Source organism: Flavobacterium sp. LPB0248, from assembly GCF_013388355.1.
Taxonomy (GTDB): domain Bacteria; phylum Bacteroidota; class Bacteroidia; order Flavobacteriales; family Flavobacteriaceae; genus Flavobacterium.
The window spans coordinates 3,912,160-3,925,164 of the sequence record NZ_CP058246.1 but is presented as its reverse complement, the minus strand read 5'-3'; the positions used below and the strand labels follow the sequence as shown (position 1 = coordinate 3,925,164).

Genomic DNA, 13,005 nt, shown 5'->3' with positions numbered 1-13,005 from the left:
AGTAGTAATTAAAATTCTAAATTCATTCCAAAAGTGAAACTACGATTGGTTGGGTAACGCCCTGAATCGATTCCAGATAATAATGGATCTTGGTTATATGATCCAATTTCAGGATCATAGCCTGTATATTTGGTAAATGTGTAAAGATTTTGAATACCAAAGTAAAATCTTAATTTACTAATGCTCGCTTTTGAGATCACATCTGAAGGCATATTATACCCTAAAGTAACTTGCTGGATTCTTAAATACGAAGCATCTTCTACATAACGATCAGAGATTGCAATATTTGGATGTCCGTCTCCTCCATCAGGTCTTGGATATTTTGCATCGGTATTTTCTGGTGTCCAAAAATCTGCAGCTTCTGCCAACTGATTTTCATACAAACGTTGGTTTTTTGTACCAGCACGTCTTGTTAGGTTCATTGCTTTATTGCCATAAGATCCTTGTAAGAAGACACCTAAATCAACATTTTTATATTTAAAAGTATTGTTGAAGCCATAAGTAAATTTCGGTGCTGGGTTACCAATATAGGTTAAGTCCTTATCATCAATCAAACCATCTTTGTTCTGATCTACATACTCCACATCTCCCAACTGGCTTTTTACCGCTTTGTTTCCTGTAAAAGGAATTGGTGCATTGGCCAATTGTTCATTAGTTCTAATAATACCAACTGCTTGATATCCGTAAAACTGGCCAACTGGCTGACCAACTACAGTTTTGGTTACTGCCTTAGTCGTATAATCATTAAGCATTACATCTTTTGTCAAATCAAAATTGTCTTGTAAGCTTAACAGTTTATTTTTATTCGTAGAGAAAATTACTTTTGAATTCCAAGAAAAGTCTTTTCCGAACTTTTCATTATAATCTAAAGTCATTTCAAAACCTTGATTTCTTAAGCTTCCTAAATTTACGCTTGGCGCTCCTAAACCACCTTGGTAAGCATCTGTACCTGTAACGTAGTACGGCAATGGCAATACAAATAAAAATCCTTCAGACTCTTTTCTATACACATCAAATGTTGCTTGAAGTTTTGATTTGAAAAGTGTAAAATCTAAACCAAAGTTGGTTTGTTTAGAAGTTTCCCAAGTTAGGTCTGGATTTGCAATATTATTAACAGTAAAGAAGTTACCCATTGCCGATTTTATTGCGCGAACAGTACTCATGTAACCGCCACCGCCAATATTTTGGTTTCCTGTCTCTCCATATCCACCTCTAAACTTGATATTATCAATGTATTCTCTCGTTCCTTCCATAAACTTTTCGTTCGAAAGTTTCCAATAACCTGAAACTGAAGGAAAGTAACCCCATTTTTGACCTGGCCCGAAATTCGAACTTCCATCCGCTCTCATCGTTGCCTGCAAGCCATATCGATTATCATAATCGTAATTAAAAGATCCGAAAAAAGAATACAAAGCAGAACTTCCTTTATATTCAGAAGCAATAACTGAATCAGGATCTCCTAAACTAATAGAATGAATATCATTACTCAATAACCCAGAAACAGATTGCGAATTTCCAAACCAATGACTATCATTTGCCTCTTGACCGGCTAAGACGTTAAAATGATGATTCCCTACATCAGCTTTATATGTCAAAAGGTTTTTAACATTAAGTTGATACCAATTGTTTGCTCTTTCTGTCAGCATATTGGTTTCTCTAACCGCCGAACCCCATTTATAAGTAGGCTGAAAACCTTCAAAATTATCAATATTTGTAGAGCCTCCAAAATCAAATCGATATTCCAATCCTTTTGCAATTCTAAAGCTCGCATAAAAATTTCCCAAGAAATTCTTCTTGATTAATTTATTGGTATTCATCAAAGCCGAAGCCACAGGATTGATCCAAACTCCAATTGACCCATCTGCCGGTGGACCAGAATAATTACCATTTGTATCTTTTACCGCAACATCTGGAGTAGATAAAATAGAAGTACTGATAATACCATTACTCGCCCCATTTATTGTAATATCTTCATTTGTTATACCTGCACCAACAGACACTCCAACTGTTAGCCAATCTTTTATTTTGCTATCAACGTTTGTTTTAAAATTATATCTTTTAAAACCAGAACCAATAACAATACCTTCCTGATTGGTATAACCTCCAGAAATATAGTAGTTAGTACCATCTTTTGCGCCAGAAAACGAAACCTGATAATTATTCATTATAGCCGTTTTATAAATCTCATCTTGCCAATTTGTTCCCTTACCAAGAACAGAAGGAACAGCAAATTCATCTCTCGGCGTTACGCCATAAACAGCAGCCAAAGCATTTTGCTGTGCAGCATATTGACTCAAAGTCATCGTATCTAACAAGCGGGTTACATTTTGAACAGAGAAATAAGAATCAAAAGTGATTTTTCCTGTACCTTTCTTACCTCTTTTTGTAGTAATAATAACAACTCCATTAGACGCTCTAGAACCATATATAGCAGTTGCAGAAGCATCTTTCAAAATATCCATCGTTTCAATGTCATTCGGATTTAAAAAAGAGATTGGACTCGAAGTTACGTTTCCTGTATTTGTTCCCAAATAACCCGTAACTATAGAACCTCCAGTTGCAGTATTGGCAGCATCTCCAGAAATCGGAATACCGTCTACAATATACAATGGCTCATTGGTTCCAGAAATAGAAGTAGTTCCACGTATTTTAACGGATACACTACTTCCTGGCTGTCCAGAGTTGTTTGTAACTGTTACCCCAGCAGCACGTCCTTGCAACAATTGATCTACAGATACTTGTGGAGAGTCTGCAATATCTTTAGAAGTAACAGTAGAAATAGCGCCTGTCAAATCCTTTTTCTTTACACTTCTATATCCTACATTTACCAGTACTTCACGCAAATCTTCAGCGCTTAGTTTTAAAATCACGTTGAATGTTCCTCCATTCTTTATGTTGACTGTCTGTGTAACATAGCCAATAAATGAAATAGAAAGAGTAGAATTTGCGGGTGCTTCTATAGAAAATTTCCCATCAAAATCTGTCGAGGCTACTTTCTTTGTACCTGTAACCATGATGTTGGCGCCAGGAATAGACAACCCCTTCTCGTCAGATACTGTTCCAGAAACCTTTACCTGTGCTGTAATAAAATTACTGGTCAGTAACAAAAATAATATCAAAGGAACGGCTCTGTGGTCAGCCCTCCAATGAATGAAGCTAGTAATTAGTTTTTTCATAATAAGTGTTTGGTTAGTTAAATTTGTTTATTGCATAATCTTAAAGTAAATGCCAGGGAAAAGTTACTCTTAAATTATTTAACAAATCTATAACAGAGACCATTATCAAATCAATAGTATTATATCATTTAATGATAATATTTTTACTATAATCGATTTAAAAAACACATATCAAAATAAATACGGATAAAAATTGAATTATTCGCAAAGACAACCCTCTTAAACAACTCAACCATGAATAAAAACTAATGAAATCTAGAAAAGAAAACGATTTCGTTAAAAATAATATTTATAAGTGATAAAAAAGTATCACTATAAAATGCGCTTCAAACCAGAAAATTCTTCACGATACTGACTTGGAGTACAATTTTTAGTCGCCTTGAAACTACGGTTAAAATTAGCTATATTATTAAAACCTGATTTAAACGCAACCTCCGAAACACTCATATCTTTCTCAACCAGCCAACGTGCTGCATAACCAATTCGAATGTCATTTATGTAATTGACAAAAGTTTTCCCTGTACGTTTTTTTATAAATCGGTTAAAAGAAATGATTGACATGCTCGCCACATTTGCCACGTCTTCTAAAGTGATTTTCTCAGCAAAATGTTTCTGCACATACTCATAAACCAATTTCATTTTATCATAATCATCAAACGTATCATAATCTACTGTATAAGTAGAAAGCAAACGCTGATTCCTAGAATTGGCAAGATCATATAATAGAGACGTTATTTCTAGAAAATAATCCATACCATCCAATTTTGAAAGCCTCACAAGCCTTGGAGTCAGCTCTTCGGCAGTTTTTTTTGAAAATAAAATACCATGAATCGATCGATTAAACATGTCCCGAATCGGATTCATAATACGTCTTGCAAGCAAAGATTCATGAAATAAATCGTTGTGAAACTGAATCGTAATTTCGTGTATTTTTTTATTTGTGCATTTATTCAATTCCCAGCCGTGATATAAATTCGGACCAATCAAAACCAATTCGACATTATCAATTTCTTCAATATTATCACCCACAACCCGCTTAACACCTTTTCCGTTCAGGATAAAATTAATCTCAAATTCCGGATGATAGTGCACCGGAAAATCAAAACTATCTTTTACACGATCAAAAACCAAAAAGCTGTCACCCGCAGCAAGCGGTGCAATTTCTCTATAAAAATTTTTCGTAGTACCCATCTTAAAACTATTTTCAGGAAAGTAATGTGTATATTTTTGACTGCAATAATATGATATATAATTGATAAAATAATATTAATTACACTATTATCATCCGTTTATCTTTGAAAAAATTAATTATCATTTCTTTAAAAAGAATATTAATAATAAACATTAATCATTTTTAATCGAATATCTTTTTATAGTTTTAATAATTTTAAAGAGTAATCGCTAAAGAATTTTCGAGTAATACAAACAGTAGATTTTCAAATCATAAATCATTGTATATTTATCATTTAGCGCCATTAACAACCAATAATCCGACAATGAAAAAACATTTTATTATGCTCCTAACTGCTGTTTTGATAAGCACTTCCTGCGAATCTCAAAAAAACAACAGTAATACAATTTTGTCACTTTCAGATAAAAAAGCCACTCCAGAAACGCAATCACTTTATAAAAACCTAAACACATTATCGAAAAAAGGTTTTCTGTTTGGACATCAAGATGATTTGGCTTACGGTGTAAAATGGAAATATGAAGACGGACGAAGCGACGTAAAAGATGTTGTAGGCGATTATCCAGCTGTTTATGGGTGGGATATCGCAGGTTTAGAAAATAATAAACCTAATAATATTGACGGCGTTCCTTTCGCTAAAATGAAACAATATATTATGGATGCCAATGCTAGAGGAGGAATTTCTACCATAAGCTGGCATTTTGATAATCCTGCAACTGGAAAAAATGCTTGGGATAACGTTCCTAATTCTTTAAAAACAATTTTGCCTGGTGCCGAAAATCATAAAAAATTTACTTCTTGGCTAGATAAAGCTGCAGCTTTCTTTTTGTCTCTAAAAGATAAAAACGGAAAAAGCATTCCGATTCTTTTCAGACCTTTTCATGAGCTTACTGGCGGATGGTTTTGGTGGGGAAAAGGAAATTGCACTCCAGAGGAATTTAAAACAGCTTGGAAATTTACAGTTGATTATTTGCAGAAAAAAGGCGTACACAACTTGATATATGTATACAATACTGGGAGTTTTAATAGCGAAGCAGACTTTTTAGCCAATTATCCTGGAGATGATTATGCCGATATTTTAAGTTTTGATACTTATCAAAACAATGATGACCCGAATGGTGAAAAATTTATAAGTGAAGTTCAAAAACAGTTTAAGATTTTAAATGAAATTTCTATTCAAAAAAACAAACCAATGGCACTGGCCGAAGCTGGTTACGAAGCCGTTCCAGATCCGAAATGGTGGACAGGAACTTTACTAAAAGCAATTGGAGATTATAAAATTTCTTATGTCTTGATGTGGAGAAATCACGGCTGGCAAGAAAAAGAACAAAAAATGCATTATTATGCGCCATTTTCTGGACAAGTAAGTGAAAAAGATTTTGTTGATTTTTACAATCTCGATCAGACTATCTTTGAAAAAGACATTCAGAAAAAATTAAAATAATTGCCCCAAAATAAATTACAACCTTAAAAAATAACCAATGCACGACAAAATTAGTTTAAAAGAAAAAATCGGTTACGGACTTGGAGACGCTGCTTCATCTATGTTCTGGAAAATTTTCAGTATGTACTTACTGTTTTTCTACACCGACGTTTTCGGATTGGCGCCTGCTGTAGTCGGAACCATGTTTTTAATTACCCGTATCTGGGATTCTTGTTTTGACCCAATTGTTGGAATTCTGGCTGACAGAACCAAAAGCAAATGGGGAAAATTTAGACCATACTTACTTTGGGTAGCGATACCTTTTGCCGTAATTGGGGTTTTAACTTTTTACACTCCAGATTTTGATGAAAAAGGAAAAATCATTTATGCATACGTGACTTATTCATTAATGATGATGATTTATTCTTTGATCAACGTTCCTTACGCATCACTTTTGGGCGTAATGTCATCGGATAGAAAAGAAAGAAATACACTTTCGTCTTACCGAATGGTTTTTGCTTTTGGAGGAAGTTTATTGGCGCTTTGGCTAATTGAACCTTTAGTGAATTATTTTGGAGGAAATTTAAATTCTAAAACGGGCTGGCTGGCAACCATTGCCGTTTTCGGTTTAATTACCACAGCATTTTTCTGGGCTTGTTTTGCCTTTACAAAAGAAAGAATCAAACCAATCGCAGACGAACAAAACAACTTAAAAGAAGATTTAAAAGATCTTTGGAAAAATAAACCTTGGTGGATTTTATTAGGAGCAGGAATTGGAGCTTTGGTATTCAATTCAATTCGTGATGGTGCTGCGGTTTATTACTTTAAATATTATGTAAGCAGTTCTGTAAATTTCGATTTTTCGCTTTTCGGAACCGATTTTCATATGACACCAACTTCAATTTATTTGGTATTAGGACAAGCAGCAAACATTATTGGAGTAATCATTGCAACGCCAATTGCCAATAAAATTGGTAAAAAGAAAACTTTCTTTGGAGCTATGGCTTTGGCAGCAATTTTAAGTCTGATTTTCTATTTATTCGGAAAAGAGGATGTTTTCTTAATTATGAGTTTCCAAGTTTTAATTAGTATTTGTGCAGGCTGTATTTTTCCTTTAATCTGGTCAATGTACGCAGACAGTGCCGATTATTCGGAATGGAAACAAGGACGAAGAGCAACAGGATTAGTATTTTCAGCATCCTCAATGTCGCAAAAATTCGGATGGACAATTGGCGGCGCAGGAGCTGGATGGCTTTTAGGATATTACGGTTTTCAGGCCAATGTCGAGCAAACTGCAACAGCACAAAACGGAATTCAATTAATGTTAAGCATACTACCAGCAATTGCGGCTGCAATATCAGTAGCTTTTATCGCATTTTACCCTCTATCAGAAGAAAAACTACAGATTATAGAACAGGATTTAAACGAAAAAAGAGATCAAAATCAATAAAAAAAATAAAGACATAGAAATCAATTTATATGGCAACAATAACATCTTCAGTCCATTTTCAAGAAAGAAAATCGGCATTAGAAAAAGAACATAAAACGCTGATTGAGCAAAAAAATGAGCCTCAAGAAATTGCAGGAAATGGTATTTACGAGCGTTACAAAAATCCAGTTGTGACCGCTTCTCATATTCCGTTAAACTGGCGTTTTGATTTTAACGAAAATACAAATCCGTTTTTGCAGGAACGAATTGGCATGAATGCCGCTTTCAACGCAGGCGCTATGAAATTGAATGGAAAATATCTTTTGGCCGTTCGTGTAGAAGGAATTGACAGAAAATCTTTTTTCGCTATTGCCGAAAGTCCAAACGGAATAGATAATTTCAAATTTTGGGACAAACCATGCGTAATTCCCCAAACTGAAGATCCTGACACCAACGTTTACGATATGCGTTTAATTCATCACGAAGATGGTTATGTATATGGAATTTTCTGTACTGAAAGAAAAGATCCAAAAGCTCCAAAAGGCGATACTAGTTCGGCTGTTGCTAATGCTGGAATTGTACGTTCTAAAGATTTAGTAAACTGGGAAAGACTTCCTGATTTAATTTCGAATACTGGACAACAGCGCAATGTTGTTTTGCATCCTGAATTTGTAGACGGAAAATATGCTTTATATACGCGTCCACAAGATGGTTTTATTGATGTTGGTTCAGGCGGCGGAATTGGTTTAGGTTATGTTGAAGACATGAAAAATCCAGTTGTAAAAGACGAAAAAATTATTTTCGGAAAACAATATCATACCATTTATGAATTGAAAAATGGTTTGGGTCCTGCTCCAATTAAAACTTCAAAAGGCTGGTTGCATTTAGCACACGGGGTTCGTAATACTGCTGCAGGATTACGTTATACCTTGTATATGTTTATGACCGATTTGAATGACATTTCTAAAGTTACGTACGTTCCGGCTGGACATTTTATGGGACCTGAAGGAATCGAGAGAGTTGGTGACGTTTCGAATGTTTTATTCTCAAATGGATGGATTGAAGACGAAGACGGAACGGTTTACGTTTATTACGCTTCTTCAGATACTAGAATGCACGTGGCAGTTTCTACGATTGATAAATTGGTTGATTATGTAATAAACACTCCAGCAGATACTTTTATTTCTGCAGGTTCAGTTCAAACGATCATTAATCAAATCGAAAAAAATAACGCAATCTAAAATACCGTGTCATTACAAAGAAAACTTTTAAAATCGGAACTAACCGCAGAACTGGATTCTATTCTAAACTATTGGTCTCAACGAACTGTAGATGAAAAAAACGGAGGTTTTGTCGGGCAAATCGATTTTAACGATCATCTGATTTCCAATGCAGAAAAAGGTTCGGTTTTAAACGCCCGAATTCTTTGGACATTCTCTGCCAGCTACAAAACCACAAAAAACAAAAACCACAAAAAACTGGCAGAAAGGGTATTTGAGTTTCTTGCGGCTTATTTTTATGACACCGAATTTGGGGGTCTTTTTTGGAGTCTAAACGAGGATAAAACTCCAAAAGACACCAAAAACCAGATCTATGCTTTAGCCTTTGCAATTTATGGATTGTCTGAATATTATTCGATTTCAAATGAAGAAAGAGCTTTAGAAATGGCTAAGAAACTATACTTAAAAATTGAGGAACATAGTTACGATCCTGTAAACAAAGGGTATTTTGAAGCTTTCACAAGAGATTGGCACCCCATTGAAGATTTGCGTTTGAGCACAAAAGATGCCAACGAAAAGAAAACCATGAACACGCATCTTCATATCATTGAAGGTTATGTGAATTTATACAAGGTTTGGAAAGATGAAAAACTGCTTGCTAAGATCATAGAATTACTAGAAACCATCGAAAAATATTTTATCAATACCGAAACGGGACATTTGCGTTTGTTTTTTGATGAAAATTGGAAAGAAAAACCAGATGTCATCTCATACGGACACGATATTGAAGCGGCTTGGCTTTTGCAACAATGCGCTGAAATTTCAGGAAATGAAAATCTGATTGCCAATTATAAAAAACATGCCATTCAAATTGCTGAAGTAACTAAAGAAGGTTTAGATACTGATGGCGGTTTATGGTATGAATTTGATCCTGAAAAAAATGAATTAATTGCCGAAAAGCATTGGTGGCCACAAGCTGAAGCTTTAATTGGTTTCTATAATGCTTATCAATTAACAGGAAAAGAAGAATATCTGGATATTGTTTACAAAAACTGGAAATTCATAAAAAAACACATGATCGACCAGCAAAACGGAGAATGGTTTTGGGGAGTTTATGGCGATTATAGTATAATGCAAAAAGACAAAGCTGGATTTTGGAAATGCCCTTATCATAATGGCCGTGCTTGCCTGGAGCTTATTCATCGAATTGAGAATTAAGGTTTCAAATAAAAATCAAAACGTCTTACAGAACGTAAAGCCCTAGCCCCGATAGAAGTGGAAATCCTTTTTGTGCTGGGGTTCAGCACAAAAAGATTGCAGCGGATAGCGGGATTAGCTCCTTAAAATATAAATTATGAAAAACAGATTTTTTAAAACCCTTTCATTGGTCTTAATTTTTACTGCAATTGCTTGTCAGGCGCAGGAAAGAATAACCGTAAAAGGAAATGAATTTTACAAAGGTGATAAACCGTACGCTTATATTGGAACCAATTATTGGTATGGAAGTATGTTGGCTTCTAAAAAAATAGGCGATCGTAAAAGGCTTTTGCGCGAGTTGGATTTAATGAAGAAAAACGGAATCGATAATTTACGAGTTTTAGTTGGCGCTGATGGCGGAAAATACGATTTTACGGTTCGTCCTGCATTGCAATACGAGCAAGGAAAATATGATGAAGATTTATTGGACGGATTGGATTTTCTGATTAGCGAAATGAGTAAACGCGGTATGTATGCCGTTTTATACTTGACCAATAACTGGGAATGGTCGGGTGGAATGTCGCAATATTTGGAATGGAATGGTAAAGGTCCAGTTCCTGTTCCGAATATTCCGCCAAATACTTGGCCACAGTTTATGTCGTATACAGAACAATTTCACAGCTGTGAACCTTGCATGGAAGCTTTAAACAATCATGTAAAGTTTATTATTGGAAGAACAAATGCCTATTCTAAAAAGAAATATAACGAAGACAACACTATTATGTCTTGGCAAGTTGGAAACGAACCTAGACTTTTTACGGTAGAAAATGAAGTTAAATTCACAAAATGGCTCAATAATATTGTGGATTTGATTGATAGTTTAGACAAAAATCATTTGGTTTCGACAGGTTCTGAAGGGAAAAATAGTTCGAACGACAGTATGGAAATCTTCGAAAGAACGCATCAAAATCCGAACATTGATTATTTGACGATGCATATCTGGCCTAAAAACTGGAATTGGTTTAAAGCCGATAATGCCGAAGCTACAATGCCCACAACAATAGAAAACGCTGGAAAATATATTGACGACCATATCAAAGTTGCCAACAATCTGAAAAGACCTATTATCATCGAAGAATTTGGACTTCCGAGAGAAAATGAAAACCTGAATGCGGGAGCTTCTTCTGTTTACAGAGATAAATTTTACAGCTATATTTTTGGAAGAGTTGCAGAAAGCGTTAAAAATAATGGTCCATTACGAGCTGCTAATTTCTGGGGTTATGGCGGCGAAGGAAAAGCAATTCATCCAGACGGAAAATGGAATCCAGGAGAACCTTTTACAACAGATCCTCCACAAGAACCGCAAGGGTTGAATTCTGTTTTTAATGGCGATAAATCGACATTAGAAATTGTAAAAAAATACAACGTAGAATTAAAGAAATAAAAGAATCATTCATCCCTATTTTCTGTAGAGACGCACCGCAGTGCGTCTTATACACAAAGAATATCCAGAACGAAAACTGGGCGTAGACGCACTGCAGTGCGTCTCTACAATTCCGTATTACAAATTACATTTCACATTTTACAAAAAACATTTCACAAAAAAACATTTCACAAAAAACATTTTACGCCAAAATCTTCTCAATCGCATTCAATTCATCCTGCGAAAATTCAGTATTTTGAAGACAATCAATATTATTACACAATTGTTTTACAGAACTCGCTCCAATTAAAACAGACGTAATTCGTTTATCTTTTTGCAGCCAAGCCAAAGCCATTTGTGCCAAAGACTGATTTCTGTTCTGCGCAATTTCATTCAGCTGAATTAATTTCTGAATTCTTTCCTGCGTCACCTCATCTTCTCTCAAATGTCCGTTTGGATTATGAGCTCGTGAGTTTTCAGGAATTCCTTTTAAATATTTATCAGTCAGAAGTCCTTGTGCTAAAGGTGAAAAAGCAATACAACCTACTCCCTTTTCTTCCAGAACATCCAATAAGCCATTTTCAACCCAACGTTCCAACATGGAGTATTTTGCTTGATGAATCAAACAAGGCGTTCCCAATTGCTTTAAAACATCGACCGCAACTCTGGTTTGCTCAGCAGAATAATTACTGATTCCAACATACAAAGCTTTTCCGCTTCTAACAGCGTGATCTAAAGCCATCATCGTTTCTTCAATCGGTGTTTCTGGATCTGGGCGGTGTGAGTAAAAAATATCGACATAATCAATGCTCATTCTTTTCAAACTCTGATCTAAACTTGACAATAGATATTTTCGTGAACCCCAATCTCCATAAGGACCTTTCCACATGGTATAACCTGCTTTAGTAGAAATTACGATTTCATCACGAAGATTTCCCTGAAAATTATGCCATAAGATTTTACCAAAATTTTCCTCGGCAGAACCTGGAACTGGTCCATAATTATTCGCCAAATCAAAATGGGTAATTCCTTTATCAAAAGCCTCAATAGCAATGCTTTCTGCATTTTCAAAATTATCAACCGAACCAAAGTTATGCCATAATCCTAAAGAAATTTCAGGAAGCAGCAAACCGCTTTTCCCACATCTGTTATATTTCATGTTTTTAATTTAAAAGTTGGAGTTTTAATAGATTTTAAAGGTAAAAAAAACTCCCGCAGATTTAACAGATTTAGGAGATAAAAAATCTACCGAATCTGCTAAATCCGCAGGAGAAAATTAAAATCTAATTCTTTTTTAATGTATTAAAAGTTAAAGAACAAACTAAATTCTTTATTCTAAATCGTGTAGTCTTTTCAGTTTGAAAGAAAAATAAATATAAAAAATACCACTTGCGATGAAAGCAAAAGCAGTCCAATACACTATTGAAAGTCCTGCAAAAATAGGATTCCATAATAATAAAAAGGAGAACAACACTCCCAAAATCCCTAATCCTAAAAGATTTTTCCAATCTGGAACCGAATAGCTTTTTAAATTAAAAGCCATAAAAATAGCCATTATAGAACGAAACAAAATAGCCAATCCAACATAAAGTGGCAAAAGTGTTACTGAAACTAACGGATTAGCAATTAATACTATTCCAACACCCAAACCTATAATTCCTGACACCAGTGTCCAACCCCAATTATCAATTTTCTTTCTGTTTGAAAGTGCAAAAATAATTTCAAAAATTCCGCTGACCAGAAACGACACACTAAATAAAAATGCCAATGTTAAATATGCTTTTACAGGTGTGGCAAAAGACCAAAATCCAATGATTACAAAAAGTATTCCCACTAATAACGGAATGTACCAATAATCAATTGCTGCTTTCACTTTTTTAAATAAAGAATGTTCCATAATACTATTTTAAAATCTTGCCTACTCTATAAAGTTTTCAGCTTACCTTGA

The 13,005-nt window shown here is 34.7% G+C and carries 9 protein-coding genes; 5 read left to right on the top strand and 4 right to left on the bottom strand.

Annotated features, from left to right (window positions below; translation table 11 throughout):
* Positions 1-8: 8 nt before the first annotated feature.
* Positions 9-3,176 (bottom strand): SusC/RagA family TonB-linked outer membrane protein, encoded by a 3,168-nt coding sequence (locus LPB248_RS16780; RefSeq protein ID WP_177212434.1) that lies wholly within the window; start codon positions 3,174-3,176, stop codon positions 9-11.
* Between the two features lie 312 nt (positions 3,177-3,488).
* On the bottom strand, positions 3,489-4,367 hold the full coding sequence (locus tag LPB248_RS16775) for an AraC family transcriptional regulator (RefSeq protein WP_177212433.1): 879 nt from the start codon (positions 4,365-4,367) through the stop codon (positions 3,489-3,491).
* Positions 4,368-4,672: 305 nt separating this feature from the next.
* Between LPB248_RS16775 and LPB248_RS16770 the strand changes: the two genes are divergently transcribed.
* From LPB248_RS16770 to LPB248_RS16750, 5 genes are all read left to right on the top strand, one after another.
* Positions 4,673-5,809, top strand: coding sequence for a glycoside hydrolase family 26 protein (locus LPB248_RS16770; protein WP_255462964.1), 1,137 nt, complete (start codon positions 4,673-4,675; stop codon positions 5,807-5,809).
* A 37-nt stretch (positions 5,810-5,846) separates the two neighbouring features.
* Positions 5,847-7,238: an MFS transporter gene (locus LPB248_RS16765; RefSeq protein ID WP_177212432.1), complete on the top strand. Its 1,392-nt coding sequence runs from the start codon at positions 5,847-5,849 to the stop codon at positions 7,236-7,238.
* Positions 7,239-7,267: 29 nt separating this feature from the next.
* Positions 7,268-8,458: a glycosidase gene (locus LPB248_RS16760; protein WP_177212431.1), complete on the top strand. Its 1,191-nt coding sequence runs from the start codon at positions 7,268-7,270 to the stop codon at positions 8,456-8,458.
* Between the two features lie 6 nt (positions 8,459-8,464).
* On the top strand, positions 8,465-9,655 hold the full coding sequence (locus tag LPB248_RS16755) for an AGE family epimerase/isomerase (RefSeq protein WP_177212430.1): 1,191 nt from the start codon (positions 8,465-8,467) through the stop codon (positions 9,653-9,655).
* Positions 9,656-9,791: 136 nt separating this feature from the next.
* Positions 9,792-11,078: a glycoside hydrolase 5 family protein gene (locus tag LPB248_RS16750; RefSeq protein ID WP_177212429.1), complete on the top strand. Its 1,287-nt coding sequence runs from the start codon at positions 9,792-9,794 to the stop codon at positions 11,076-11,078.
* 181 nt (positions 11,079-11,259) lie between these two features.
* Here the strand turns inward: LPB248_RS16750 and mgrA are convergent, their stop codons facing one another.
* Positions 11,260-12,216: an L-glyceraldehyde 3-phosphate reductase gene (mgrA, locus tag LPB248_RS16745; RefSeq protein ID WP_177212428.1), complete on the bottom strand. Its 957-nt coding sequence runs from the start codon at positions 12,214-12,216 to the stop codon at positions 11,260-11,262.
* A 171-nt stretch (positions 12,217-12,387) separates the two neighbouring features.
* Positions 12,388-12,954 (bottom strand): HdeD family acid-resistance protein, encoded by a 567-nt coding sequence (locus LPB248_RS16740; RefSeq protein WP_177212427.1) that lies wholly within the window; start codon positions 12,952-12,954, stop codon positions 12,388-12,390.
* Positions 12,955-13,005: the final 51 nt, after the last annotated feature.

Bases quoted from the DNA above. Each gene is read 5' to 3' on its own strand.
- LPB248_RS16780 (WP_177212434.1), bottom strand. From the start codon at position 3,176: ATGAAAAAACTAATTACTAGCTTCATTCATTGGAGGGCTGACCACAGA.
- LPB248_RS16775 (WP_177212433.1), bottom strand. From the start codon at position 4,367: ATGGGTACTACGAAAAATTTTTATAGAGAAATTGCACCGCTTGCTGCG.
- LPB248_RS16770 (WP_255462964.1), top strand. From the start codon at position 4,673: ATGAAAAAACATTTTATTATGCTCCTAACTGCTGTTTTGATAAGCACT.
- LPB248_RS16765 (WP_177212432.1), top strand. From the start codon at position 5,847: ATGCACGACAAAATTAGTTTAAAAGAAAAAATCGGTTACGGACTTGGA.
- LPB248_RS16760 (WP_177212431.1), top strand. From the start codon at position 7,268: ATGGCAACAATAACATCTTCAGTCCATTTTCAAGAAAGAAAATCGGCA.
- LPB248_RS16750 (WP_177212429.1), top strand. From the start codon at position 9,792: ATGAAAAACAGATTTTTTAAAACCCTTTCATTGGTCTTAATTTTTACT.
- mgrA (WP_177212428.1), bottom strand. From the start codon at position 12,216: ATGAAATATAACAGATGTGGGAAAAGCGGTTTGCTGCTTCCTGAAATT.
- LPB248_RS16740 (WP_177212427.1), bottom strand. From the start codon at position 12,954: ATGGAACATTCTTTATTTAAAAAAGTGAAAGCAGCAATTGATTATTGG.